At 71.0% G+C, this 25,408-nt stretch carries 19 protein-coding genes; 8 read left to right on the top strand and 11 right to left on the bottom strand.

Going from position 1 to position 25,408, the window contains the following annotated elements; genetic code table 11:
- Position 1 precedes the first annotated feature (1 nt).
- The 5 genes from H4W31_RS25055 to H4W31_RS25035 are packed head-to-tail and all read left to right on the top strand — an operon-like array spanning position 2 to position 5,685.
- On the top strand, positions 2-958 hold the full coding sequence (locus H4W31_RS25055; RefSeq protein WP_192768888.1) for an ABC transporter permease: 957 nt from the start codon (positions 2-4) through the stop codon (positions 956-958).
- Positions 955-1,842, top strand: coding sequence for an ABC transporter permease (locus H4W31_RS25050; RefSeq protein ID WP_192768887.1), 888 nt, complete (start codon positions 955-957; stop codon positions 1,840-1,842). Before H4W31_RS25055 ends, H4W31_RS25050 begins: the two co-directional genes overlap by 4 nt.
- Positions 1,839-2,903, top strand: a complete 1,065-nt coding sequence (locus H4W31_RS25045; RefSeq protein WP_192768886.1) for an ABC transporter ATP-binding protein — start codon at positions 1,839-1,841, stop codon at positions 2,901-2,903. Before H4W31_RS25050 ends, H4W31_RS25045 begins: the two co-directional genes overlap by 4 nt.
- Positions 2,900-3,901, top strand: a complete 1,002-nt coding sequence (locus tag H4W31_RS25040; RefSeq protein ID WP_192768885.1) for an ABC transporter ATP-binding protein — start codon at positions 2,900-2,902, stop codon at positions 3,899-3,901. The genes H4W31_RS25045 and H4W31_RS25040 overlap by 4 nt, the downstream gene beginning before the upstream one ends.
- The gene (locus H4W31_RS25035; protein ID WP_192768884.1) at positions 3,898-5,685 is read left to right on the top strand and encodes a gamma-glutamyltransferase family protein; all 1,788 of its coding nucleotides are present in this window, start codon (positions 3,898-3,900) and stop codon (positions 5,683-5,685) included. Before H4W31_RS25040 ends, H4W31_RS25035 begins: the two co-directional genes overlap by 4 nt.
- Here the strand turns inward: H4W31_RS25035 and H4W31_RS25030 are convergent.
- The 5 genes from H4W31_RS25030 to H4W31_RS25010 form a co-directional block, all read right to left on the bottom strand.
- Positions 5,667-7,916 (bottom strand): DUF7948 domain-containing protein, encoded by a 2,250-nt coding sequence (locus tag H4W31_RS25030; protein WP_192768883.1) that lies wholly within the window; start codon positions 7,914-7,916, stop codon positions 5,667-5,669. The two genes, H4W31_RS25035 and H4W31_RS25030, sit on opposite strands and share 19 nt — an antisense overlap.
- A 167-nt stretch (positions 7,917-8,083) precedes the next feature.
- Positions 8,084-10,561 (bottom strand): M14 family zinc carboxypeptidase, encoded by a 2,478-nt coding sequence (locus tag H4W31_RS25025; RefSeq protein WP_192768882.1) that lies wholly within the window; start codon positions 10,559-10,561, stop codon positions 8,084-8,086.
- 505 nt (positions 10,562-11,066) lie between these two features.
- Complete coding sequence (locus H4W31_RS25020; protein WP_192768881.1) at positions 11,067-11,483, bottom strand: nuclear transport factor 2 family protein; 417 nt, start codon at positions 11,481-11,483, stop codon at positions 11,067-11,069.
- A 64-nt stretch (positions 11,484-11,547) separates the two neighbouring features.
- Entirely contained in the window at positions 11,548-12,264 is a 717-nt protein-coding gene (locus H4W31_RS25015; RefSeq protein WP_192768880.1) for an isocitrate lyase/PEP mutase family protein, read from the bottom strand.
- Between the two features lie 65 nt (positions 12,265-12,329).
- Positions 12,330-12,824, bottom strand: a complete 495-nt coding sequence (locus H4W31_RS25010; protein ID WP_192768879.1) for a carboxymuconolactone decarboxylase family protein — start codon at positions 12,822-12,824, stop codon at positions 12,330-12,332.
- A gap of 47 nt (positions 12,825-12,871) precedes the next feature.
- Here H4W31_RS25010 and pdxR point away from each other — a divergent pair, with 47 nt between their 5' ends.
- The 3 genes from pdxR to H4W31_RS24995 all read left to right on the top strand — a co-directional run bounded on the left by pdxR (position 12,872) and on the right by H4W31_RS24995 (position 16,558).
- Entirely contained in the window at positions 12,872-14,314 is a 1,443-nt protein-coding gene (gene pdxR / locus H4W31_RS25005; protein ID WP_192768878.1) for a MocR-like pyridoxine biosynthesis transcription factor PdxR, read from the top strand.
- A 212-nt stretch (positions 14,315-14,526) separates the two neighbouring features.
- Entirely contained in the window at positions 14,527-15,591 is a 1,065-nt protein-coding gene (locus H4W31_RS25000; protein WP_192768877.1) for a lytic polysaccharide monooxygenase auxiliary activity family 9 protein, read from the top strand.
- 187 nt (positions 15,592-15,778) lie between these two features.
- Positions 15,779-16,558, top strand: a complete 780-nt coding sequence (locus H4W31_RS24995) for a phytanoyl-CoA dioxygenase family protein (RefSeq protein ID WP_192768876.1) — start codon at positions 15,779-15,781, stop codon at positions 16,556-16,558.
- 12 nt (positions 16,559-16,570) lie between these two features.
- On the opposite strand, the gene H4W31_RS24990 is transcribed toward H4W31_RS24995, so the two are convergent.
- The 6 genes from H4W31_RS24990 to H4W31_RS24965 all read right to left on the bottom strand — a co-directional run bounded on the left by H4W31_RS24990 (position 16,571) and on the right by H4W31_RS24965 (position 25,383).
- A complete protein-coding gene (locus H4W31_RS24990) occupies positions 16,571-19,252 on the bottom strand; it encodes a hypothetical protein (protein ID WP_192768875.1) in 2,682 nt (893 codons plus the stop codon).
- Positions 19,245-20,594 carry an SWIM zinc finger family protein gene (locus H4W31_RS24985; RefSeq protein ID WP_192768874.1) on the bottom strand — a complete coding sequence of 450 codons (1,350 nt, stop codon included), beginning with the start codon at positions 20,592-20,594 and terminating at the stop codon, positions 19,245-19,247. Before H4W31_RS24985 ends, H4W31_RS24990 begins: the two co-directional genes overlap by 8 nt.
- Before the next feature lie 108 nt (positions 20,595-20,702).
- Complete coding sequence (locus tag H4W31_RS24980) at positions 20,703-21,917, bottom strand: phosphotransferase (RefSeq protein ID WP_192768873.1); 1,215 nt, start codon at positions 21,915-21,917, stop codon at positions 20,703-20,705.
- A gap of 225 nt (positions 21,918-22,142) precedes the next feature.
- Positions 22,143-23,486 (bottom strand): cytochrome P450, encoded by a 1,344-nt coding sequence (locus H4W31_RS24975; RefSeq protein WP_192768872.1) that lies wholly within the window; start codon positions 23,484-23,486, stop codon positions 22,143-22,145.
- A 137-nt stretch (positions 23,487-23,623) separates the two neighbouring features.
- The gene (locus H4W31_RS24970) at positions 23,624-24,691 is read right to left on the bottom strand and encodes a hypothetical protein (protein WP_192768871.1); all 1,068 of its coding nucleotides are present in this window, start codon (positions 24,689-24,691) and stop codon (positions 23,624-23,626) included.
- A gap of 62 nt (positions 24,692-24,753) precedes the next feature.
- Complete coding sequence (locus H4W31_RS24965) at positions 24,754-25,383, bottom strand: hypothetical protein (RefSeq protein WP_192768870.1); 630 nt, start codon at positions 25,381-25,383, stop codon at positions 24,754-24,756.
- Positions 25,384-25,408: the final 25 nt, after the last annotated feature.

Below are 25,408 nucleotides of genomic sequence, written 5' to 3'. Positions count from 1 at the left end.
CGTGGCCCGATATCTACTCACCCGCGCCTGGCAGTCAGCGCTGACCCTGCTGCTGTCGACGATCGTGGTGTTCTTCGGTGTCCGGGCCCTCCCCGGCGATCCGGCCCTCGCGCTGGCCGGGGAGGACCGGTCACCGGAGGCGCTGGAGGCCATCCGGCACCACTACGGGCTCGACCAGCCGGTGCCAGTGCAGTTCGCGCAGTACGTCGAACGCACGGTGCAGGGCGACTTCGGGGTGTCGATCCGCACCGGAGTTCCGGTCTCGTCGATGCTCACGACCGCCCTGCCGGTGACCGCCGAACTCGCCGTACTGGCGATCCTCATCGCCGCGCTGCTCGGCGTCGGCGCCGGGGTGCTCGCGGCGGTACGCCGCGGGCGCCCGGCCGAGTGGCTGGCCAACGGAATGGCACTGATCGGCCTGTCGGTGCCGCACTTCTGGCTCGGACTGCTGGCGATCCTCTACCTCTCCGTGGCGACCGGGCTCTTTCCCGCCTCCGGCTTCGTGCCGCTGCTCGAAGATCCCGTGGACAACCTGCACCACATCGTCCTGCCGGCGGTGATCCTCGGAACCGGCCTCGCCGCGATCATCATGCGACAGACCCGTTCGGCGATGCTGGACTCGCTCTCCTCCGACTACGTGCGTACGGCGAAGGCGAAGGGACTGCCGCCCCGGGCCGTCATCACCCGGCACGCGCTGCGGAACAGCCTCATCGTGGTGGTGACGATCGTGGGTCTCCAACTCGGGGGCCTGATCTCGGGTGCGGTCGTCACCGAGCAGATCTTCGGGCTTCCGGGTTTCGGCAAGATGACCATCGATGCGGTGTTCCAGCGGGACTACCCGGTGATCCAGGCGGTCGTCCTGCTCACCGCGACGGCGTACATCGTGATCAACTTCTTCGTTGACCTGCTCTACTCGGTCATCGATCCACGAATCCGGGTAACGGGGGATCCGGCATGACCGTCCTCACCGTCCCCATGGCCGAGACCGGTCCCGTCGGGCTGACCCGGCGTACCCGGGTCCTCAGACGGCTGCGGAGGAACCCGCTCGCCGTCGCCAGCTTCGTCGTGCTCGCGCTCGCGGCCGTCGTCGCCGTACTCTCGCCCTGGATCGCTCCCTACTCCGTCGAACAGACCGATTTTGCCCACACGTTCGCACCTCCGGGCAGCCCCGGACACGTGTTGGGCACCGATGACCTGGGCCGTGACGTGCTGTCCCGCATCATGCTGGGCGCACGGGCGTCGCTCCAGGTAGGACTCCTGGCGGTGGCCACCTCCCTGGTCGTCGGCGTGCCGCTCGGGCTCGCGGCGGGTTACTTCCGGGCCTGGGACGCCGTGATCTCCCGGTTCACCGACCTGCTCCTCGCGTTCCCGTTTCTGATCATGGCGGTCGGGCTGGCCGCGATCCGGGGCGCCAGCCTCGCGAACGCCGCGGTGGCCATCGGGATCGCCCAGATCCCGGGGGTGATCCGGGTGGTCCGCTCGGACACCCTGCGGCTCAAGTCCCTGGACTTCGTCGCCGCGGCCATCGTGGACGGCGCCAGCGACCTGTGGGTGCTCGCCCGGCACATCATGCCCAACGCGACATCGGTGATCCTGGTGCAGGCCACGGTCGCGATTCCGGCGGCGATCCTGGGTGAGGCGGTGCTCTCCTTCCTCGGCCTCGGCATCCAGCCCCCGGCACCCAGCCTGGGCACCATGCTGGCCACCGCCCAGCAGTTCGCCGCCCAGGCGCCGTGGGCGGCCGTGCTTCCCGGCGTCGTGATCATGGTGCTGGCCCTGGCGTTCAACGTCTTCGGCGACGCCCTCCGGGACGCCCTCGATCCGAAGGGGGACCGGCGATGAGCACGGGCGAACGCGCGGACACCGTCTCCGCCGTGGTCGGGACACCCGTCCTGGAGGTGCGCGACCTGTCGGTCTCGTTCACCACCGAGAGCGGCACGGTCTCGGCGGTCGACGGGGTGAACCTGGATCTCGCCGCCGGAGAGATCGTCGGAATGGTGGGCGAATCGGGCTGCGGCAAGAGCGTCACGGGGATGAGCATCGGAGGCCTGCTCCCCGGCAGCGCCCGGATCTCCGGTTCGATCCGGCTGCGCGGGACCGAGCTTGTCGGCACCCGTGAGTCCGTGCTGCGCCGCGTGCGCGGCAAGGACATCGCGTACGTCTTCCAGGAGCCGATGACGTCCCTGAACCCCGTGCTCACCGTCGGCCGGCAGATCGGGGAGGTGCTACAGGTCCACGAACGGATGTCGCGGCGGGCCGCCCGCGCACGTGCCGTCGAACTGCTGTCCCTCGTCGGCATTCCGTCCGCCCCGAAACGTGTCGACAACTACCCGCACCAGCTCTCCGGCGGGATGCGCCAACGGGTGATGATCGCGATGGCGGTGGCCTGCGGCCCGAAGGTGCTGGTGGCCGACGAACCGACCACGGCACTGGACGTCACGGTCCAGGCCGGCATCCTCCAGGTGCTCCGGGACCTGCGCGACAGGTTGGGTACGAGCATCCTCATCATCACGCACGACCTCGGCGTGATCGCCGACATCGCGGACCGCGTCGTCGTGATGTACGCCGGCCGGGTGGTGGAACGGGCCCACGTCACCGACCTGTTCGCACATCCGGGTCACCGGTACACCGCCGGACTCCTCGCGGCCTCGCCGACACCGGGTACGCACGCCGGCACCCAGCGGTTACAGGAGATCCCCGGTCTGGTGCCCGTCCTGTCGGTCCAGCCCGACGCCTGCACGTTCGCGGACCGCTGCCCGGCCGCCGACGAGCAGTGTCGCGAGTCCGCGCCGCCGCTGGAGGTCCTCGGAACGGAAGCGGCACCGGCGGAGGACCATCTCGTGGCGTGTTGGCACCCCTGCCCGACGCCCCGGGTGCGGCAGCCCCAGGAGACGAGCCCATGACAGCGCAGCCGAACGCCCTCGAACTCGAAGACCTGGTGATGCACTTCGGGCCCGTACGGGCCGTGGACGGGGTCTCCCTCACCATCGCCAGGGGCCGCGTCACGGCTCTGGTCGGCGAGAGCGGCTCCGGTAAGTCGACGGTGGGCCGGTGCGTGGTACGACTCCTGGAGCCCAGCGCGGGCGTGGTCAGGCTGGCCGGAACGGACGTGACGCACCTGTCCCGGCGGCGGCTACGTGAGCACCGGAAGAAGGTCTCGATCGTCTTCCAGGACCCTGCCGGCTCGCTCGACCCGCGCATGCTCGTGGGCGACGTGGTGGCCGAGCCGTTGCGGCTGTCCGGCCAGCGGATGTCGCGACGCGACCGGGAGGCCCGGGTCGCCGCGGAACTCGGCCGGGTGGGGCTGCGGGCCGAGGTGGCCCGCCGATATCCGCATGAGCTCTCCGGCGGGCAACGTCAGCGGGTCAGCATCGCGCGCGCACTGATCTCCGAACCCATGCTGCTCATCGCGGACGAGCCCACCAGCGCGCTCGACGTCTCCGTGCAGGCGTCGGTGCTCAACCTCCTCGCCGACCTGCAGGGGGACCTCGGGTTCGCCTGCCTGTTCATCACCCACGACCTGTCCGCGGTGGAGTACCTGGCGGACGACATCGCCGTCATGTACCTTGGCCAACTCGTCGAGAAGGGCTCGCGCGAGCAGGTCTTCGCGCGGCCCGCCCACCCCTACACGCAGGCGTTGCTGGCCGCCGCGCCGTTGGCCGATCCGGTCCGGCAACGGCAACGGCAGCCGGTACTGCTCGGCGACGACCTGCCGTCCGCGCTCGATCCTCCGTCCGGCTGCCGCTTCCGTACCCGGTGCCCGCTCGCGTTCGACAGGTGCGCGACGGAGGTGCCCGCCCAGGTGGAGATCGCCGGCGGGATGGCCGCGTGCCACCTGGTCCAGCCCGACGGCACCCGACCCGACGTCCGAGCCACCCAGCCGAGTGAGTTGTCGTCATGACCTTCACCACCAGGCCGACGCTGCAGGGGACATTCGGAATGGTCTCCTCGACCCACTGGCTCGCGAGCCAGGCGGCAATGGGGATCCTCGAACGCGGCGGGAACGCCTTCGACGCGGCGGTCACCGCCGGGTTCGTCCTACACGTCGTCGAACCCCACCTGAACGGGCCCGGCGGCGAGGTGCCCGCCATCGTGGCGACGGCCCAGGACCCGGCTCCGAAGGTGCTGTGTGGGCAGGGGCCCGCGCCGGCTGGTGCCACCATCGCGCACTTCCGGTCCCTCGGGATGGAACTCGTTCCCGGATCCGGTCCGCTCGCTGCGGCCGTGCCCGGCGCCGTGGACGCCTGGCTCCTCCTGCTGCGGGACCACGGCACGCTCCGCGTCGAGGAGGTGCTCGACCCGGCGATCGGGTACGCCCGCGCCGGCCACCCGCTGATCGGCAGGGTCGGCGACACCGTGGCGGCCGTACAGGCGCTGTTCGAGGAGCACTGGGACACCTCGGCGGAACTCTGGCTCCGCGACGGCAGAGCACCGGTCGCGGGTGAGATGTTCGCCAACCCGGCCTACGCCCGGACCCTGGAGAGGCTGGTCGAGGCAGGTCGGGCGGCCGGCTCCGACCGCGAGGCGCAGATCGAGGCCACCCGTCGTGCCTGGAGCGAGGGCTTCGTCGCAGAGGCGGTCGACCGGTTCGGTCGCAAGCCGTTCCAGGACTCCAGCGGGCGCCGCAACGCCGGCCTCGTCACCGGCGAGGACATGGCTGCCTACACCGCGACCTGGGAGGAGCCGGTCACCCTCGACTGGCACGGCTACTCGGTCGCGAAGACCGGTTTCTGGGGACAGGGACCGGTGCTGCTGGAGACGCTGTCGGTCCTCGACGCGCTCGACGACCCCCGGGCGTACGACCCGGCGACCGCGGCCGGCATCCACGCCCAGGCCGAGGCGCTCAAGCTCGCCTTCGCCGACCGCGAGGCGTGGTACGGCGACGGCGAGGTGCCCGCGAAGGCGCTCCTGTCCCCGAGGTACGCGCGGGAGCGGGCAGCCCTGATCGGCGAACGCGCCTCGACGGAGCTGCGACCGGGGCGGCCCGACGGCGCGGAGCCACACCTTCCCGCCCATCTCGGACGCGATGCCGGGCGGCGCGCCGACCTGGTCGACCCCACCACCGGGGAGCCGACGGTGCAGGCGGACGGGGTGACCCGCGGCGACACCTGTCACGTCGACGTGGTCGACCGCTGGGGCAACATGATCTCCGCTACCCCGAGCGGCGGCTGGCTGCAGAGCTCGCCCGCAATTCCGGACCTCGGCTTTCCGCTGGGCAGCCGGCTCCAGATGTTCTGGCTGGAGGAGGGTCTCGCCTCGTCGCTGGCCCCCGGCCGCCGACCGCGAACCACGCTGAGCCCGACCATGGTCCATCGGAACGGGGAGCCCGTACTCGCCTGCGGCACGCCCGGCGGCGACCAGCAGGAGCAGTGGCAGTTGCCGTTCCTGCTCCGCCATCTCCTCGGCGGCCAGTCCCTGCAGGAGGCCATCGACGCGCCCGCGTGGCACACGCTGAGCCTGCTCGGGTCCTTCTATCCGCGCGAGATGGAGCCCGGTGTGCTGGTGGTGGAGGACCGCCTCGACTCCGATGTCCTGGCGGCCCTGCGGAAGTACGGGCACGAGGTCCGGCTCTCCGGCCCGTGGAGTCTCGGCCGACTCTGTGCCGTGGCCCGCGACCCGGGCACGGGTCTGCTCACGGCCGGGGCGAATCCGCGTGGCATGCAGGGCTACGCCGCCGGCCGGTAGCGCGTCAGCCCCGGACCGACGGCGAGCTTCGCGATCCAGGCGTCGGCCCCGAAGAGGTACGGATCTCCGCCGTACCCACGGTCGAATGCGCCGGCGGTGGTCGGGAAGTTCGCCGATCGGGTGATACCGGTGAGGAAGACGTTGCCGACCGGGTCGAGCGCGAGGTCGGCGGCCCGCTCCGAATCGCCTCCGCCGATGAAGGTCGCATAATCGAGCGCCGTGCCGACCGGGTCCAGCCTGGCCAGATAGGCGTCGGACACGCCCCCGCCGAACTGACGGTTCCAGGCGTCCGGGCTGACGAACGCGGACGGGTCCGCGCTGCCGGCCAGCCAGACGCTGCCGTCCGCGACGACCGCCCCCACTCCCGCGTTGGCGCCACCGAGGAACGTCGAGTAGAGCAACGCCGAGCCGGTGGGGTCCAGTTTTGCGGCGAACGACTCGCTGGTCCCGCTGAACGTGGTGTCGAACGTGCCGGGCGTGGTCGGGAACTCCGGCGACATCGTCGTCCCGCTCAGGTAGGTGTTGCCGGTCGCGTCCACGAGGACGTCGCCGACGCTCTCCTGCCTGGTCCCGCCCAGGAACGTGGAGTACACCAGGGCCGAGCCCGCGGGATTCACCTTGGTGACGAACCCGTCGAACAGACCGGCGACGTCCCCGCCGCTGTGCGTCGCCTGTAGCGCCCCGGGGGTCGTCGGGAAGCCCACCGACCTGGTCGCACCGGCGACCACCACGTTGCCGTACGCGTCGACGGCGAGCCCACCGGGCGCCTCGTTGTCCGCACCACCGAGGAACGTCGAGTAGAGCAGTTGAGAGCCCTGCGCGTTGACCTTCGCGACGAACATGTCGTTCTCACCGTTGGCCGTGGTGTCGAACGCGCCCGAGGTCGCCGGGAAGTCACCCGACGACGTCAGCCCGGACACGTACGCCTGGCCGGCACCGTCCAGCGCCACGGCGAGGCCGTCGTCGATGCTGGTCCCCCCGAGGTACGTCGAGTAGACGAGCCGGGAACCGCTCGGGTTCAGCTTGGCCACGAACGCGTCGTACGGGTCGATGCCGCACCGTGGGCAGTTCCCGACGTTTATCGTCCGGTCGAACGCCCCGCTGGTGGTCGGGAAGTTCGACGAGCTCGTCTGTCCGGTCACGTACACGTTGCCGTCGGCGTCGATCGCCAGGTCCCGGCCCGAGTCGGAGTTGCTTCCGCCGAGGAAGGTGGAGTAGACGAGCCCGGTGCCGGCCGGATTGAGCTTGGCCACGAAGGCGTCCGAGTCGTTGCTCGCCGACCCGCTCCGGTCGAACGCGCCGACCGTCGTCGGGAAGGTCGGGGACTGGGTGAAGCCGGTGACGTAGGCACTTCCCGTCGCATCGACCGTGATCGCCGCACCGGCCTGGTTGCCGAACCCGCCGAGGAACGTGGAGTACTCCAGGCCCGGGTCGATGACCAGCTCTCGTGCCGGGTCGTAGCCGCCCACCGCGAAACCGTAGGACTGCTCGGGGCCACCCACGCCGCCGAGCAGGTAGTGGCTCTCGACCGGCACCCGCTTCCCGTCGACCACCTGGTACGACACCGGCGGCGTGTCCCGCAGCGTGCCGACCGCCGTGTCGACCAGCAGGCTGCCTGCCTGGTCGGTGGCCAGCCCCTCCGCTCCGCGATAGGCCAGCCGGATGTCGTCGACCCGCGCGCCGGGCGCTACCCGGAACTCGTACTTGAGCACGCCGTCGCGCCCGTTGATGGCCATGTCCACCCCGGGCCACAACGTCCGGTAGACGACCTCGGCATAGCTCGGTAGGCCGGCCCGGGACTCGGTCGACCCAGCTGTGCGCAGATAGCTGACCCGGCCGGGTGCCTGCTCTGCCACGTCTACCGATACGTCCGGGTTGGCGCCGACATAGTCCAGGAAGAGGTTGACGCCGGTTGCACCACCCCGCTCCAACAACGACATCACCAACGAGTCGGGGGTGAAGAAGAACCCGTATCGGGTGCCGTGGGCGAGGTATCGCACCCGCCCATCGGCCTGCCCCCGGTTCTCGACGAACGTGAGCGGCAGACCCGCGTACGCGTCCGCCGCCTGCTCACGCTCCTGGCCAGAGCCGGTCCGCCTGGCAGTTCGCTCCGATTGTCCAGAGTCCGACTGGACGCCGACCCGCACCAGACCTGCGACGCCGACCAGTGCTACGAGTACGCCCACCGCGATGGTCAACCGACCTCGCTCCACGCCCGACAGATGTCTCATGTGTTCTGACACGACCGGGACATCGGGCTGGTTCAATACCGACCGCTCCCGATTCCGCGGCGCTGGAGATTCGCGCGCGTTCTTCCTCGCGCCGGTTGTGCGTCCGCGCGCATTGCCTCGCCAGTGCGGAAAACCACACTGGCGAGGCAATGGTCAGAAAACGCGCACTACCTCTTGATCGTGATCGTCGCCGTACGGTACTTCTCGCGCCTGTCGTTCTTCGTCGGGTCGTAGTTGTTCTCGACGTTGCCGGCGGCGTCGACCGAGAACCAGCGGAACGTCGTGGTCCTGGTCACGTGGAACACCTCCCCCGGCTCACGGAACTCGGTCGCCTCGTAACGGGGCGACTTGAGCGTGGGCCGGCTGCCATCGGTCGTGTAGTAGATGGTGGCCGGCTCGTTCGTCTCGAACCGCACGTCGACGGGCTTGGAGTACTTCCCGCCGCCGGGGAGGAGCCGGGACGTGGGGTCTTTCTTGTCCTTGCCCCAATCGGCCGCGACCCGGAACATCTCCATGATCCCGTTGGAGTACTCCATCGTCTCGGCATGGCCGCTGACGAGGTTGGGATCTCCGACCCACTCCGGCTGGAACGAGCCACCCTGCCAGTCGCCGGTCTCGGCGTTGTAGACCGAGCCGCCGACCTCCCAACCGAAGGCGTAGATCCCGTAGGTGTGGTACAGGTCCTCGCGCACGTTGCCCGCCGAGGAGTAGAGGACGTCGGACGAACCGCCGACGTTCTCCGGCGTGACGACGGTCTCCCGGTGCGCCTTTACCTGCGACAGGATCCGGGCGGCCGACTGCCAGTAGAACGCCTCGTCACCCAGCGGCGGACGCGGCGTGGTGATCCGCCCGTCCGCGATGTAGGCGCCGGGCTGCCAGAACAGCTGGCCGCCGTTGGAGTGCACCGACATCATAAACTTGATGTTCCGGTACTTCTCGACCAGCCAGATGATGTTCTTCGACTCGGGCTCGGAGAGCTCCTCCGGCCCCTGGTAGTTGTTGCTGACGCAGTTGGTCGACCCACCCGCGTAACCGTCGTGCCCCGAACCGACCCGGTAGTTCCGATTCAGGTCGACGCCCCAGGCGTTCCGCTGGGCCGGATCGGCGTTCGCGTCCGGGCAGTGGTTCGTCATGTTCCGGCGCTGTGAGGCGAAGTTGTAGAAGCTGTAGTTCGCCCCGTCGGGGTTGTTCGACAGGATGAGGAAGACGTCGGTGTTGTCGACGATGTTCTTCGTCTCCCGGTCGGACGTGTAGTTGTGCACCAGACGCTCGGCCGTTTCCAGCGTGGTCGTGGCGGGCACCCACTCCCGGGCGTGGTCCTGCGCCTGGATCAGCACGCCGGGCTTCTTGCCGTCGCGGTGCTTGCCGATCCGCAGCACGGGGATCGTGGCCGGGCCCCGCGGCACCTCGCCCTCGGGCGCCCCGACGCGCTTCTCGTCGAGGAAGTCGGTCAGCGCGACCGGACTCGACGTCGGCGCGACGATGCCGGTGCCCGCGTTGGTGCGGTACGGGTGCGACCGGTCGACGAGTCCCCCGGACTGGCCCTCCAGCGCCGCAGCCACCTGGGCGGCCGTGCTCGCGAGCGCACCGGATGCGTCCTTCGCCAGGAGGACGCGGATCGCCTTGCCCGTCACCTCGACGCCGAGCGGGAGGTTCGCCCCCGGGCGGTCCGCGAACTCGACGGTAATGTCGTTGCCGCCCTGGTGGCCCCACGCCGCCGAACTGACGACGACCGCGGCCTCCCCGGTACCGCCGATCGTGGCCTGCGCCTTGCGCTGGTAGCCGTTCGTCTTGTTCGGCAGGTAGACGATCTCGGCGATGTGCGGGTACTGCCGGGCGATCTCCTTGGCGCGGTTGAAGAGCTGCTGCGGGTGCTTGTACCCGTCGACGAAGTCCCACTTGTAGCGCGGGTTCGCCGTCAGCGGCGGCGGAGCGTCCTCCAGCCAGTTGGAGACGTCGCCGGTGGTGACACCGCCGGTCGAGCTGGTGACCCGGATCTGCTTCGGGCGCTTGTCGAGCTTGAACAGGTTCCGGTGGAACATGTACTGCCCGGAGTCGACGAACCGGCTCATGGTCCGGGCGAAGCCGAACGACGTACCCCGGCCCGAGTCGTTCTCGAGCTGCATCCCGACGACCGGTTCCGCCTGCTGCCCCTCGGTGGTCCGGGCCTCGACGTAGAGGAAGCCCTGGCCCTTCGTGGTGAACCAGTCGGCGCGGACGACCCGTACCGTCGCCTCGTGGCCGTGCGGCTGGTCCGACCGGGTACCGGAGGACTGGAAGCCGCCGTCGGCCTTCTCGCTCCAGGCGAAGCTCTCGCCGTCGCCGAGGATCTTGACGCCCATCGCCTTGAGCTCGGCGATCTGCTTGGCGGTGACCACCGCCTCGCCCTCGATACCGGTCGGTACCCGCCGGACGCCGTGCTCGAGGTCGAAGCCGGCGGCGACCACCTTGTCCAGCATGTCGGCGCCGGTCAACTGAATGTTTACGAGGCGTATCGCCTCCCGATCCTCGAGGTGGGATCGGCCCGCGCCAGCCGGGGCGGCGGACTCCGTGGGGACCGCGCCGGCGGGCGTGGTCGCCATGAGGACGCTACCCGCCAGGGCGGGCAGCGCGAGAAGCGCGATGCGCAGTCGTCTGCGTCGCATGCTCCCCTCCTTCTGTTTGCGGCCTGTGGTTGATGCCGTGGCCGGCCCCCGCGTGCGAGCCGGGCCGAGCTATCCGGGACTGTCGTGCTGAGCCCGCCACGGTGAGCCTGGTGACGACGACGGTTGCCGTCGCGAGAGGATCGTGCGGCTGTGAGCGAGCTGGGTGCGGTGAGCGTATGTCCATTTTTCGCATCGACGGGTCGCCCGAACCGGATCTTGAGCATTACTTGAGCTTGCGGTTCAACCCCGGAACCAGCATCTACCGCTGACCGGCCTGGCCGATGCCGCTGTCCACATCGGTGTGCCGGGGTACCGCGCCGGCCGGTGGGGTCGAGCCGCGCGGAGAGGTGCCGGCGGCCCGGGGCGGCCGGCATCGTGGATGAGCAGTACCGCCCCGGCCTCAACACAGGGTCGGAGATGGGTGTGCCGTGCCCTTGGGCACGGCCACCGAGAGAAGGGCCACGGACCGCCCCGACCACCGGGATGGCCGAGCCGTCGGCGCTCGTCAGCCCGAGAACGCCCGGGCAACCAGGTGGGTGTCCTCGTACAGGTGCAGCCGCACGATCTTTCCGCCGTCGACGGTCAGGTGCATGATCATCGGAGTGGTGAACCGCGTACCGCTGCCGGCGAACGTGTGTGTGGCGGTGGCGATGATGACGGCGTCGTTGCCCTCCACCACGATCCGGTCAACCGCGTACCGGCTCTGCCCGGGGACGAACGCCGAGCCCATCGTTCGAAAGAACTCCGGTACGTCGGAGCCCCGGGTACGTGCTCCGGTCCAGGGCAGATCGACGAGGCCCGGTACGTACCAGTCGATGGTGTCGGCGAAGACGTCCGCGATGCGACCGGGGTCGTTCCCGGTGACGAGTTGGAGGAATGCCTCGGCTGTCCCTCGGGTGTCGGTGGACGAGTTGTCGGTCATGGTGTTCCTATCCCCGTCGTTGCCATTCATTTTTCGGGCCCGCGCGCACCGGGCTCGCGGGACGTCAGAGCCGCAGCCGTGCCGCGAGTTCGGCGATCGACCCCATCGCGTACCGCTGCATGCCCGGCCCGAAGGTGATCCGCGTCGCGCCCAGCCGGGCCAGCTCGGCCACGGACCCCTCGTCCGGTCCGGCAGCCATGTTGAGCGGGGCGTCGATGCCCGCCCGCAGCAGCGGAAACACCTCGGCCGGCGCCATCAGCGGGTAGACGCAGTCGGCGCCGGCCGCCACGTACAGCCGGGCGCGGGCCAGGGCGTCGGCCGGGTCACCGGTGCCGAACAGGAAGGTGTCGACGCGCGCGTTGACGAAGAGCGCCTCACCCGCTTCCGCCCGTACCTCGGCCAGCCAGTCCGCGTGCCGCGCGGGGTCCTTGACCCCGGTGTGCCCCTCGGAGTCCTCCAGGTTGCAGCCGACGGCGCCCGTCTCCAGGATCCGCCCGACCAGTTCCCGGGGCGTGAGGCCGTAGCCGCCCTCGACGTCGGCGGACACCGGTACGGAGACCGCTCGGACGATCCTCGCCACCGCGGCGAACATCTCCTCGGGCGGGGTCGCGCCGTCCTGGTAACCGAGCGACGCGGCGATCCCGGCACTCGGCGTGGCGAGCGCGGGGAAGCCGGCATCGGCGAAGACCCGGGCGCTGGCCGCATCCCACGGCCCCGGCAGGACCAGCGGATCGCCGACGGTGCGGCCCTGGTGCAGGGCGCGGAAGGTGGAGGCTGTCATCTTTTCACGTGTCCCGAAGTGGTCGCGGAGGGGCGGTGGTACGGACGCAGGGGTCCGGCCGGGCGCTAGGGCTTGTAGTGCCCGGGGACCATCCGGGTGGAGACCCCGAAGCGGTTCCACGCGTTGATCGTCGTGATCGCGACGATCAGGCGGGCCAATTCGGTCTCGTCGAACTCGTTCGCGGCCCTCGCATACACCTCGTCCGAAACGAACCCGTCCGTGAGCACGGTGATCGCCTCGGTCAGCTCGATCGCCGCGATCTCCTTCGCCGTGTAGAAGTGCCTCGACTCCGCCCACGCGCCGAGCTGGATGATCCGCTCCACCGACTCGCCGGCCGCCAGCGCGTCCTTGCTGTGCATGTCCAGGCAGTAGGCGCAGTGGTTGAGCTGCGATGCCCGGATCTTCACCAGGTTGAACAAGGTCGGCTCGACACCCTGCCGGGCGGCCGTGTCAAGGCGGATCATGGCCTTGTAGGCGTCGGGGGCAAGCTTCGCCAAGTCCAGGCGTGGGGAGTGTTCCGGGACACGACCCCTGGTGTCGTGTGCATGGTCGATCGTCATCCCGGCAAGGCTACGCCCCAGGTGGCACTGAGGTATGGTCCACTTCTATGACGGATTCGTGGGCCAATTCGACGCCCGACCCGCCTTCCGGGTCCGGTTCCGACCTGCATCTGGAACTGGATCTGGACGCGCCCGGGCTGCGCGCCGGGCTGATGGACGCCCTGCGGGACGCCGTCCGCACCGGGCGTCTTGTGCCCGGCACCCGACTGCCGTCGTCCCGCTCGCTCGCCACCGATCTTGGCATCGCCCGGAACACCGTGGCCGACGCCTACGCCGAACTGATCGCCGAGGGCTGGCTCACCGCCCAACAGGGCTCCGGGACCCGGGTGGCCAGGCGGGCCGAGCCGCGTACGGCCGCGCCCGCCGCTCCCCCGACCGAGCCGACCCGGCGCCCTCCCAGGTACGGCCTGCTGCCGGGTACACCGGACCTGGCGGAGTTTCCCCGCGCGCAGTGGCTCAGCGCCGCCCGCCGCGCGCTGACCTCCGCACCGCACGACGCCTTCGGCTACGGCGATCCCGTCGGCCGGATGGAACTCCGTACCGCCCTCGCGGACTATCTGGCACGGGCCCGTGGGGTGTACGCGACACCGGAGCGGGTCGTCATCTGCTCCGGCTTCCACCACGGCCTGACGCTGATGGCACAGGTACTGCGGGCCCGTCGGGTACGGACGGTGGCTGTCGAGTCGTACGGCTTCGCCGTCTACCGCGAACTGCTGAACGGCGCCGGCCTGAGCACCCCGCCCCTCTACGTGGACGAGTGTGGCGCGCGCACCGACGAACTGGCGCGATTGCGCGGGACCTGTGCGGTGCTGATGACACCGGCGCACCAGTACCCGACCGGGGTCGCACTGCACCCGGACCGGCGCGCGGCGGCCGTCGACTGGGCCCGCGCCACCGGCGGCCTGATCCTGGAGGACGACTACGACGGGGAGTTCCGGTACGACCGTCAGCCGGTGGGCGCTCTGCAGGGACTCGACCCGGAGCGGGTGGTCTACTTCGGCACCGTGAGCAAGTCGCTGGCACCGGGGCTGCGGCTCGCCTGGATGGTGCTGCCGGCGGAACTGGTTCCGGAGATCGTGGCGGCCAAGGGGCCCGTCGACTGGTCGAGCGCGTTGGAGCAACTGACGCTCGCGGAGTTCATCACGTCGGGCGCGTACGAGCGTCATCTGCGCGCGATGCGGCTGCGCTACCGGCGCCGCCGCGACCAACTGGTCACGGCCCTGGCAGAGCGGGCCCCCGGCATCCGGGTGACCGGCCTGGCCGCCGGATTGCAGGTGGTCCTCGAACTTCCACCCGGGACCGAGCGCCCGGTCGTCGAGGCGGCGGCCCGGCAAGGCCTGGCGGTGCGCGGGATGGCGCAGTTCCGCTACGAGGTGCCGGACGCCGGCTGGCGGTTGCCGGAGCAGGATGCGCTGGTGGTCAACTACGCCGCTCCCCCGGACAGCGCGTGGGCGGGCGCGCTCGACGCACTGTGCCGGGTGATGCCGTAGTCGACGGCCCGTCCCGCAGACCTCACCGGAAAAGCGGATTCGCGCGTGTCTATGTAACTGAGTAGCATCATCGCGGGAGCCACCAAGCCACCGCGGGCGACACAGCCGTGTCACCTGCGCTTCCGGGGTCCTTCATGTTGATCGGCGCGTCTCCTCGCGGGCTCGGGCATCCTGTCGAGCGACACACGCGTCGGCGAAACGCTGGAGCTTTGATGAAAGTCTCACGAACAGCCCGTCGTCTGGTGATCGGTGCGGTCGCCGTCCTCGTCAGCGGACTCACGATGGTGGTCGTCAACCAGCCCGAGCCGGCCTCGGCACACGGCTCCGTCACCAACCCGCCGTCCCGGAACTACGGTTGCTGGGACCGCTGGGGTGACGACCACCTCAACCCCAACATGGCGCAGACCGACCCGATGTGTGCCCAGGCCTGGCAGGCCAACCCGAACACGATGTGGAACTGGAACGGCCTGTACCGGGAGAACGTCGGCGGGAACCACCAGGCCGCCGTGCCGGACGGCCAGCTCTGCAGCGGTGGTCGTACCCAGGGCGGGCTGTACGCCTCGCTCGACACGGTCGGGGCATGGGTCGCGAAGCCGATGCCGAACAACTTCACCCTCACGCTGACCGACGGTGCCCGGCACGGTGCCGACTACATGCTGATCTACATCACCAAGCAGGGCTTCAATCCGGCCACCCAGCCGCTCACCTGGGGCAGTCTGGACCTGGTGCTGCGCACCGGCAGCTACCCGACCACCGGGCTGTACGAGGCCCAGGTGAACGCGGGCAGCCGCACCGGACGGCACGTCGTTTACACGATCTGGCAGGCGAGCCACCTCGACCAGCCGTACTACCTGTGCAGTGACGTGACCTTCGGCGGCGGTGGCACCGACCCGACCAACCCGCCGACCACCCCGCCGACGACCCCGCCGCCAACCGTTCCGCCGACCACCCCGCCGACCACCCCACCCACCGGCAACGGCGGCTGTAGCGCGACCTACGCCAAGACGAGCGAGTGGACCGGCGGCTTCGGCGCCACGGTCACGGTCCGGGCCGGCACCGCCGCCATCGCCGGCTGGACGGTGCGCTGGACCTGGGCGAACGGCCAGAGCATCACCAGTTCGTGGAACGCGACGGTAACCTCGAGCGGGTCGTCGATAACCGCCGCGAACGTCAGTCACAACGGGGCGTTGAGCGCCAACGGCAGCACCAGCTTCGGGTTCAACGGTTCCTGGACCGGCACGAACACCGCGCCGACCCTGACCTGTACGGCCAGGTAGCAGCAGCTGCGACGGGGGTGGCGCCGATCGGCGCCACCCCCGTTCCGCGTCCCCGCGCCAGGCCGTACGGCAGAACGGGCCCGCCGCTCACCGGTGACCAACCCACCGGACAGCCATCCATGGTGGACTCGGGCCCGGTCCGGATCGACGGCCGCAGCCGCCCGTGGCGGTATTAGGATCCCAGGCTATGGCCGAGAACTCCGACATCGACCAGACCTCCGCGACACTGCGGGAGAACGGCTTCGTCGTGCTGCCCGCGCTGCTGTCCGACCAGCAACTGGCTGCCGTCGTCCAGCACGCGGACAACCTTCTGGACGGTGTCGGCTGGAGCGACAACGACTTCGACGGACGCCGGACCAGGCGGGTGTACTCCCTGCTCGGCCGCCTCGGTGCCTTCGAATCCCTGCTGACCCACCCCCAGGTACGTCGCCTCGTCACGGCGCGCCTGGGCGAGGTCCACCAGTTCGGCATGCTCTTCCTCTCCGCGGTCGATCCGGGCCAGGGAGCCCAGGCGCTGCACTTCGACGCGGGTGTCTACCCCCTCCCCCAGGACGTCGAGGCAGAGACCAACGTCATCTGGGCCCTCGACGACTTCACCGCGGAGAACGGCGCAACCATGATCGCTCCCGGCAGTCACCGGTGGCCCGCCGGCCGGCGCCCACAGCCACCCGAACTGGTACCCGTCGTGATGTCCGCCGGAAGCGCCGTGGTCTACAGCGGCCGGCTGTGGCATGCCGCCGGCCACAATCGCAGCCGGGCAACCCGCCGCGCACTTATCTGCGAACACGTCCTGCCGTGGCTACGACCCGCCGACAACCACACCCTCGCCACCGGAGTCGAACAGCTCCTGAGCCTCACCCCGGAACTGCGCCGCCTCGCCGGGGTCGCGCCCGCGAGCAAGTACCTCGGTGTCGTCGGCGGTCAGGACCCCGAGCAATGGCTGCTGCGGTCGGCCCGCTCCCGCTAGTGTCGTAACCGACTATCGGAGGGCCTCGGCGAGCTTGCGGGCGGCGGTGGCGAGTTGGCTGCGGCCCGGCTTGCCGGTGAGCGCGGCGAGCCCCGGCGGCTCTGCGGTGTGCCGGCCGGTCCGAGCGGCGTCAGCGGCGAGCGTGAGCAGCTCGGGCAGCCCCGGGCGGGGTTTGGCGGCCAGCAGGCCGGGCAGCGCCGCCGAGGCGATCTGCCAGACCGCGTGGTGGGCGCCGGCCCTGAGCGCCTCGGTCAGGGGCTGGAGGGTGCGTTGCAGGACGATGCGGTCGGAGCCGGCCAGGATGCCGAGTTCCACGCCGATGCCGCTGCCGTCCCAGCCGGGGCGGGCGGCGAACCGGGTGAGCGCGTCGCCGGCCGCCAGCCGGACGCTCTCCCGGCGGTTCGCCAGGGCGTACACCATGGTCAGCGCCGTCGCGGGTCCGACCGGGCCGTCTGCGGCGGCGAGGCCGGTCAGGAAGCCGGTACCGGGGTCCTGACGGTCCACCGCAGCGGCGACGAACGGTTGCAGGTGCGCGGCGGCGACCTCCCGGTGCGCCGGGGTGATCATCGGCCAGAGCGCCAGCGCGGGCATCTGCCAGGTGGACGCCGAACGGTCGGCAGCGGTCCGGGCGTCGCCGACTTCGGCCGGCAGCCCCGCCGGATCGACCATCGCGACCCGCCGGCCGGGGCGGGAGGTGGTCCCCTCGACCTCCTCGATCCAGGTACGCGGTTCGGTGACGCCGTCGGCCAGCCAGGCGGCGAACCGGCGGCCGGCCGGTGAGCCCAGGCGCGCGGCGGCGGTGTGCACGGCCGGGTCGACCTCGCGGGGAAGCCGCAGGAGGGCCTGGGTCAGGTCACCGGCGGCAGGCTGCCAGCGGTCGCGGTCGGCCTGCTGTAGGAGACCCAGCACCCGCGCCGGATCGACGTGACCGGCGAGGGTGGCCGGGGTGGCCAGCAACCCGGGCGGCGGCTGGTAGATCAGACGGGGGATCAGTTCGAGGGATCGACCCCTGACGAACAGGCTCAGCGGCGTGTCCGCGCGGGTGACCTGCCGGCCGGGGTGGCCCGCGGACCCGCCGAAGGTGGCGGCGATCAACGCCGGCCAGTACCCGAACTCGTGGGTGATCAGTGGCTCCAGCACGCGAGCGGCGAGTTCCCGGTCGCCGCGCGCGGCCCGGACCAGCCCGTCGAGGGCGGCCTCGTGCCGGATCGGGTCGGTGTCGCCGTTGCGGAGCAGGACGCTCAGCTCACCGGCGAGCGCGCCGAGGTCGAGCGGCGGTGGCATCTCCGTGGGCAGCTCCACGGCGGCCAGGACCGGTACGGGTGCCGCCGCCGGCGCGGCCGTACCGAGCGCCGCCGCGAGTCGCTGCCCCACCGCGCCGTCGAGGGACGGCACCTCGGCCGCCAGCCTTTTCCGGGTCGTCCCGGACAGCTCCGCCAGCCGTGATTCGACGAGGTCGAGGGTGCGTTCGGCGAGCTCGGGCACCGGGTGGTGCAGTCCGACGACGAGCCCTTCGACCAGTTCGTCGAGCGGCATCGCCCGTAGCCAGCCGAGGTGCGCGCGCACCAGCTTCTTCTCCGGCCGGCAGAGCATGTTCCCGGTCATCTCGGCCAGGGACACCGGACCGAGTTCCGCCCTCCGGTGCACCGTTTGCAGGCAGCTGTAGGCGAACCCGGCGACGGTGGACATCGGCGCCGTCAGCAGACCGATCAGTTCCTGCGCGTACCCGGCCAGCTCCTCCGCCGTCGCCGCGAGCTCAACGGCCAGTGCGAGGTAGGACTGCACGACACGTTGACGTCCGCCCGTACGCAGCCGGCGCAGGCAGCCCGCGAGAAGCAGGTGACGGTCGACGCGGCCCGTACCGGCCAACTCCAGCAGCGCCGTCGACCAGTCCCGGGACGCCACACCGGTGGCGAACGCGTTCGCTACGCCGTCGTCGTCGAACACGTACGTCAGCAGCATGTGGTCGAACCACGGATCGGCAGCGAGCACCGGTGCGAGCGGTCGCCCACGGTAGAGCGCCACGTACTGCGCGGCGGCGGCGGGCGTGTCCGGCACGTCCGCCCGTACCGCCCGCAGCAGCGCCTCGGTGAACGCCCACGGAACGACCTGGGTACGTGGCCGGGTGCGGCGCAGCAGTCCCCGGGCGAGTGTGCTGCACCAGGCGGTCCCGCGCACCCGCAGCAGGGCGGACACCATCTCGGGCGACACCCGCGGCGCCGGTCCCGCGCTCCACGGGCGGTGCAGCAGTTTGACCGCGTCGGGTGCCTTCGCCGTGCAGGCGACGAGGGCGAACCCGGCAGCGGCCCACCGCGAGGCGTTCAGCGCCCGGGCGGCCTGCCGCGCCTCGTCCTCCAGCCGCCGCAGCTCCCACCTGCGCTGGTTCTCCCGTTGCCGGGTGCGCTGCCGCGCGGCATGCTCGCGGATGCCCTGCAGATCGGTGGGAAGCTCTTCGTTGCCGTACGCCACGAAGCCCACGGCGAAGAACCCGGACGTCGGGAGGTCGGGCAGCGGTTCCGGCTCCAGCGGCGGCAGGACCACGGGTTCCGGTTCGGCGTGCGCCGGGGCGTACCCGTCGAGGTGCGCCACCAGGGCGGTCCGGTCTCCGTCGGCCAGCCCGGCGAGCACGTCGGCGATCGCCTCGACGGCGGCGGCGTCGATCCTCGCGCGGACCTCGGTCCACAGGTCATCCATCCGAGCGCCCCGGCTGCTCGATGATGACGGCGGCCACGACGTGCTTGCACGGCCCGCGCCGGCCCTGATGGTCGGCCCACCAGGCGCAGGTGCAGGCGAACTCGCCGCCGCGTCGGTGTACCAGGTAGGTGTTGTCCCCCGAGGTGACCTCGATCCCGGCGGCCGTTCGCACCAGCCGGCCGGCGTCGGCGAGCACCCGTGCCGCCGCCAGCCGGGGATGCAGCGCCGCGACGACGTCGGCCCGGTAGGGCAGCGGGCGGTGGAACGGCGAGGCCTCGGCGACGTCGTAGCCGACCTGCCCGGCCGTGGCCAGCGCGGCGAGCGCCGAGGTGACCCGGGCGGGATCCCAGCCGGTACGGGCCGCGACCGACGCACGCTCGACGACCGGGTCCGTGGCGAGCAGCGCGCTCAGCGCCTCGGCGTCCGCGTCGGCGGTCTCCGCCGCGAGGTCGGTCAGCAGTTGGCCGTCACCGGCGAAGCCGTCGCGGGCGCCGGTCGAGACCAGCAGCGTGAACCGGGCCGTGCCGAGGTCGAGCACCCAGCCGCTGACCTGGGCGGGTGCGCCGGAGACCGGCGGCGCGTAGAGCGCCACGGTGCGGGCCAGGGGCAGCAGTGGCCGCAGTACCGCCAACCGGAAGCCGTCGGCCACGCAGACGGCGCCGGGTGCCGGACCGGCGGTGGCCCGTACCGCCGAGCCGGCGGGGAGCAGCCAGCGGACCCGTCGGCCCGAGCGCGCCGACATCTCCGCGAGCAGCGCCACGGCCCGGCCCGCCGGGATCTCCAGCCGCGGATCCAGCGGCAGCGCCCGCGCCGCCACCTCGGCCAGCCCGCGCAGCCAGGCGGTGGGCAGCGGCACCTTCTTCTCGACGATGCCGCCGTCGAGCGTCGCGACCGTGAGGCCGTCGGCACCGACGGAGAGTCGCAGCGGGTCGGCACCACCGACTCTGGTCAGCGCCTGGTACAGCGGCGGGTTGATGTCGACGTTCGTCGTACCCCGGCCGGTAACGGCACTTTCCAGTTCGGCGGCGGCCAGGTCGAGCCGACCGTACAGCCCACCGCACATCGAGAGGGCCTCGAACCGCAGCCGCTCGCCGTCGCCGGTCACCACCGGGTCACGGCCGCGCCACGGGTCGGTCCGGGCCTGGCGGAAGTCGGCGGCGGCGATGTCGGCCAACGCGAGGAGCCCACCGGCGACCACCCGGGGCGTACGCACGAAGCCGGAGTAGAACGTCTGCTCCCGGACCTGGTCAGGCGTGGAGGTGGCCAGCGCGAGATGGTCGCCGGCCAGGCCGGACGGCCGGTGGTAGATCCGGGTGTCCACAGCCGACGCGGTGGCGCTCAATCGCCGATACCTCCCCGTCCCCCCGAATGCTCCACGCATCCTGCCACCCGGCGCCGCCAGTCCGCAGTCCCGTCGCCGGCTGGCGCGGAGCACTCCTCGGACGGGCGGTCAGTCGGCGGCTGAGCCGTTGACGGCACCGAGCGTGTCCAGGTCCAGGATGGCGTTGGAGGCGCGCTCCAGCATGCCGAGGCTGATCGAGTCCGGCTGGAACTTGGGTTGGATCGCGCTGCGTCCGATGGAGAGCAGCCAGCCGAAGTAGGCCCACAACGTCTGTTGCCGGTAGGCGAGCCAGGCGGCGTCGAAGTCCGGTGGCGTACCGCCGGCGGCGGCGAGCCGCTCCAGGTAGAAGGCCAGCAGGTCGCGTTCCCACTCGCGCCGGTCGGCCACCGCCAGCGCGGTCACGATGGTGTACGTCAGGTCGTACGCCCAGCTGCCGCGCATGACGACCTGCCAGTCGCAGAATCCCAACCGGCCGGCCTGGGTCTTGTAGACGTTGCCGATGTGCGAGTCGCCGTGCAGGAAGGTCAGTGGTCCCTGGCCGGCCAGCTCCAGCGACCGCCACAGCGCCCGGTAGAGATCGTCGTGTCGCGGCAGGATCGCCTCGGGCATCACCGACCTGGCCCGCTGCACCCCGACCCTGGCCCGCTTCTCCAGGCCGGCGAACCTGGCGAGGTTGCCGACGAAGGTACCCGGCAGCTTGCGCAGGAACGGGTGCCTGTCCAGCTCAGGGCTCTGCCAGTACCTGCCGTGCCAGGTGGCCATGCCGGTGAGCAGGTCCTCTATCTCGGCGCGCGAGATCGGGGTCTGTGGCGTGCAGAAGGTCACCTGCCTGGTGGTCGCGATGTCCTCCATCAGCGCGATCGACCGCCCCGACGCCGCGTCGACCGCGCCGTGGTAGCCGTGCGGCGCCTCGATGTCCAGGTGGGGCCGGATGTGCTGGTAGAAACCCGGCTCGCCGGTGAGTACGTCGGCCATGCCCAGCAGGAGGCGCTGGGTCCAGCTCAGACTCGTCTTCGCGAAGAGTTCCGTGGGCAGACCGGCGGCGTGACCGGCGTCGTTGTACGCGACCGTGGCCCGCCACCGGGTCGACGTGCCACTGCTGACGTCCTCCAGCTCGTACGCCTCGACCACCGCCCCGGGGTGCCCCTCGCACAGGACGGCGGTCAGCCATTCCTGGCTGACCTCCCGGGTCCGCACCGGCACGTCGGCCGGGCCGGTGGCCCGCTGCCGGACGATCTGTTCCCGGAGCGCGTGGCCGCTGTACCGGACGATTCCCTTGGCCACCACAAGCCCGGCGTTCTCGGTACGCACGCCAGTGTCCATTGACCGATCTCCCTTGATCGTGGGCCCACCAAAGCTGATCATCGATCCCTGCCGCAGGCGGATGGCGAACCGGTCAGCCGGCGTCCGGTGAACCCCGACCAATCGGCGTTCTGCCCCATAGCGGCGCATGGCGCATCAACCTCGACATAGCCCGCGAATCCTAACAGGACACCGACGATCCAATCGACGCCGCTTTCTGCCCGGCCGGTCGAACGGCGTTCAGCGCTACCGTCCGCGCAACCAGGAGGTGACCCGGGTGAACCAGGCGCGGGCCTTGCCGTTCTCGCTCGCGACGGCGAGCGGCGCGGTCGGCTCCGGCATCTCCGACGGCAGCCGGGGCTCGCCCGGAGGAAACTCGATCGGCAGCTCGTTCAGCCCACGCAGGTACATGACCGGACGCCAGTTCAGCTCGCTGGTCGGTACGGCCAGTCGCATGGTGGGGATCCGGTGCAGTAGTTGTCCGATGCCGATGTACGCGATCTGCCGGGCGAGTCGCTCGGCGGGACAACGGTGCGGGCCGGCACCCCAGGCCAGGTGCGCCCGGTTCACATAGCTGCTCTGGGACGCCCCGGTGACGTCGCCCAGCACCGGGTCGCCGTGTGCCGCGGCGAGGCCCAGCAGCAGCGCGTCCCCGGCCTTGACCGGTACGCCGCGCAGTTGCGTGTCGGTCCGCGCGAAGCGGGCCGGCAGCACCGGCACCGGCGGATCCTGCCAGAGCACCCGGTTCACCGCCTCCTCGACCTGCAACTCGGAACGCGCGTACTGCGCCCAGAAGGTGCGATCGGTCAGCAACGCCGCCAGAGTGTTGCTGATCAGGTGGGCGGTGGGATCGCAGTTGCCGAGCATCATCTGGGCGAGCTGATGCACCATCTCCTCGTCGTTGAGCTCGGCGTCGTGCTCCATCAGCCACGACGGAACGTCGGCACCGGGCCGCTCCCGCTTGACCGCCACCACCGCGCCGAAGTACTCGATGAGCTGCTGGTTGGCCTGCCCGGCCGCGTCCGGATCCGCGTCGAAGACGGCCCGGGACACCTCGGCCAGCAGGTAGCCGTGCCGGTCGTCCATGCCGTAGATCCGGTTCATCACCAGGATCGGCAACCAGCGCGCGTACTGCTGGAGGGCATCGGTGCGGCCGTCGGCGATGAACCGGTCGATCAGCTGGTCGGCGAGATTGCGGATGTCGGTCTCCAGCCGCTGCTTCGGCACCCGGGCCAACGAGTCCACGATGGTGGACCGCAACCGCTCGTGCTCCGGGCCGTCGGCGTAGAGCACGTTCGGCCGGTAACCGAAGATCGGCATCAGCGGCGAGTCCGGCAACATCCGGCCTTCGCTGATCTCCCGCCAGATCCGCGAGTCGTGCGTGAAGACGCCCGGATTGCGCAGCACCTCGACACACTCGTCGTATCCGAGCACCAGCCAGGCCGCGACCCCGGGCTCGATCTGGATCGGCGCGACCGGGCCGAACCGGTCCCGCAGGCGATCCCAGGTCTGACCGGCGAGCACCTTGCCGTACAACGGCACCGCCCGGTCGTGCAGCGGGCAACCTATCGGCACGTCACGACTGATCATTCGACACCGGCAGTGGTCGATCGGTTCTGTTCCGCCATGAGTCCTTCTTCCGGAATGCCCCACCCTGGTCCGGGTGACGATTCTAGAGGACGTCCGGTCGTGATTGGGTCGTTCCACCATAGTGGACATCGATTTGTTCAGTTGGCGGACTCCTTGGCCGGGCTGCCGACGAGCGCGGACTCCCGACCTTCCTCCCGCCCCTCGTCGCGGGCGCGCGCGAGGAGTTTCGCGAGCCGCTGCCGGCGTCGCCGGACGACGGTCCGGACGGCGAGGACCAGGGCCACCAGGATGGTCACCAGGGCCAACTGCGGCCAGGGCAGGGCCCACACCGTCACGGCCGCCGAGCCTGGCCGCGTCTCGACGCCGGCCGGACCGCCACCGAGGACGGCAGGGGTGACCTCCACAGTGGTGTGCAGCCGTCCCAGCGCCCAGATCCCGGTGACCCGGGTGTCGACCTCCCGGCCACCGTCCGGAAGCGTCTCCGCGACCTCGACCCGGGCGTCGCGGGTGGCCAGGCCGAACGGCCCGGCGACCGTCGCCTGCCCGGTGCCGGTCACCGCGACGTTGCCGGCGTTCGTGCTGCCGTACCGCAGCCGGAGGGTGCCGGGCGAGAAGGGGTTCCACGACTGCCGGTACGTGGCGGTGAGGTCGCTGACGGCCAGGGCGGCGGTGACCGTACCGGTGACCCGCGTCATGACCCGGAATCCGACCCGGCTCTCCACCGCCACCGTGCCCCCGGTGCTGGTGACCGTCGCCGCGATGCCGGCCGGATGGTCTCCCGGGGTGGCACCGGAGGGCGCGGTGATGGTGAACGGCACCACCTTCGTCGCCTTGGCCCCGACGGTGACCTTCTGCTGCACCTTGATCCAGGTGCCGCCGTCCACCGATGTCTGGTGGGACGGGAGCATGTTGAAGCGGCCCTTGTCGGTCAGGTAGCCGTCGGCCGCCTTCAGCGAGAAGACCACGATGCCGTCACTGAAGTTCCGCACCGCCAGGTGCTCGGTCACCACCTGCCCCGGGTCGAGCGTGGGCTCGATCCACCGGCGGCCGTCCGGGCCGTTCTGGTTCGCCGGCTGGACCGCCCAGGTCAGCGTCGGCGTGGTCGGCTCCGCGACCGCGCCGACGGGCGCGATCGGCACCGTGACGAGCACCGCGGCCAGCACGGCGAGCAGCCGCAGCGGGGCCCGCGGCGAGGTTCGGATCATGGCGGAGTCCTTCGCGGCAGGGGTGTGGTGGGGGCCGCGACACCGCGGCCCCCACCCGTGCGTCATTCGAACAGGGACAGGGTCAGGGTCGAGGCGTACGAGCCGGCGGCGACATCCGCCGGGGTACGCAGGTACAGGTCGGCGTTGACAGAGTACGAGTTCCCGGCGACGGCCTCGGAGTCGAAGGTCGACACCAGCAGCTCCTGGTCGACCAGACCGACGTTGTTGCCGGGCTGGGTCGGCTCGTCGACGACGGTGACGACCTCCTCGCCCTCGGTGACCTGACCGGTCTCGCCGCCGTCGAGCAACTTCGGCTTCCAGCCGAGGTGACCCGCGCTGATCGGTGCCTGACCGGCGGCGCCGACGAAGTCGGTGGCGCTACCCAGTACGGCCCACGCCGCACCGTCGGGCACCTCCTCGGGGGTACGGGTGTCGGAGACCGTAACCGTCGGCAGGGTACCGACGAACTGGCGTACCAGCAGGGTCGAGCCGTCCTCGGACAGCGCGACGGAGTCGGCGGCGATCGACAGGGCCAGCACGCCCGGTTCCCTGATCTCCTCGATGTCGACGGTCACCTCCACGTCGGTGCTGTCGCCGGGGTCGGCCACAGCCGGCGACTGCAGCGCCAACGTCCCGGCCAGGACGGCACTGGCCGCACCCGCGACCAGTCGCTTGCGATTCGGTGTGCTCATGCGATGCTCCGTTGTCATTCGTGGT

Source organism: Plantactinospora soyae (genome assembly GCF_014874095.1).
In the GTDB taxonomy this organism is placed as follows: domain Bacteria; phylum Actinomycetota; class Actinomycetes; order Mycobacteriales; family Micromonosporaceae; genus Plantactinospora; species Plantactinospora soyae.
The sequence above is the reverse complement of the archived record's forward strand: the minus strand, read 5'-3'. Positions and strand labels throughout refer to the sequence as shown.

What these genes read in the sequence shown, in the direction of transcription:
- H4W31_RS24990 (WP_192768875.1), bottom strand. Translation starts at nt 19,252, where the DNA reads ATGGATGACCTGTGGACCGAGGTCCGCGCGAGGATCGACGCCGCCGCC.
- H4W31_RS24965 (WP_192768870.1), bottom strand. Translation starts at nt 25,383, where the DNA reads ATGAGCACACCGAATCGCAAGCGACTGGTCGCGGGTGCGGCCAGTGCC.
- H4W31_RS24970 (WP_192768871.1), bottom strand. Translation starts at nt 24,691, where the DNA reads ATGATCCGAACCTCGCCGCGGGCCCCGCTGCGGCTGCTCGCCGTGCTG.
- H4W31_RS25000 (WP_192768877.1), top strand. Translation starts at nt 14,527, where the DNA reads ATGAAAGTCTCACGAACAGCCCGTCGTCTGGTGATCGGTGCGGTCGCC.
- H4W31_RS24980 (WP_192768873.1), bottom strand. Translation starts at nt 21,917, where the DNA reads ATGGACACTGGCGTGCGTACCGAGAACGCCGGGCTTGTGGTGGCCAAG.
- H4W31_RS25025 (WP_192768882.1), bottom strand. Translation starts at nt 10,561, where the DNA reads ATGCGACGCAGACGACTGCGCATCGCGCTTCTCGCGCTGCCCGCCCTG.
- H4W31_RS25035 (WP_192768884.1), top strand. Translation starts at nt 3,898, where the DNA reads ATGACCTTCACCACCAGGCCGACGCTGCAGGGGACATTCGGAATGGTC.
- H4W31_RS25010 (WP_192768879.1), bottom strand. Translation starts at nt 12,824, where the DNA reads ATGACGATCGACCATGCACACGACACCAGGGGTCGTGTCCCGGAACAC.
- H4W31_RS24975 (WP_192768872.1), bottom strand. Translation starts at nt 23,486, where the DNA reads ATGATCAGTCGTGACGTGCCGATAGGTTGCCCGCTGCACGACCGGGCG.
- H4W31_RS25050 (WP_192768887.1), top strand. Translation starts at nt 955, where the DNA reads ATGACCGTCCTCACCGTCCCCATGGCCGAGACCGGTCCCGTCGGGCTG.
- H4W31_RS25015 (WP_192768880.1), bottom strand. Translation starts at nt 12,264, where the DNA reads ATGACAGCCTCCACCTTCCGCGCCCTGCACCAGGGCCGCACCGTCGGC.
- H4W31_RS24995 (WP_192768876.1), top strand. Translation starts at nt 15,779, where the DNA reads ATGGCCGAGAACTCCGACATCGACCAGACCTCCGCGACACTGCGGGAG.
- pdxR (WP_192768878.1), top strand. Translation starts at nt 12,872, where the DNA reads ATGACGGATTCGTGGGCCAATTCGACGCCCGACCCGCCTTCCGGGTCC.
- H4W31_RS25020 (WP_192768881.1), bottom strand. Translation starts at nt 11,483, where the DNA reads ATGACCGACAACTCGTCCACCGACACCCGAGGGACAGCCGAGGCATTC.
- H4W31_RS25030 (WP_192768883.1), bottom strand. Translation starts at nt 7,916, where the DNA reads ATGAGACATCTGTCGGGCGTGGAGCGAGGTCGGTTGACCATCGCGGTG.
- H4W31_RS25045 (WP_192768886.1), top strand. Translation starts at nt 1,839, where the DNA reads ATGAGCACGGGCGAACGCGCGGACACCGTCTCCGCCGTGGTCGGGACA.
- H4W31_RS25040 (WP_192768885.1), top strand. Translation starts at nt 2,900, where the DNA reads ATGACAGCGCAGCCGAACGCCCTCGAACTCGAAGACCTGGTGATGCAC.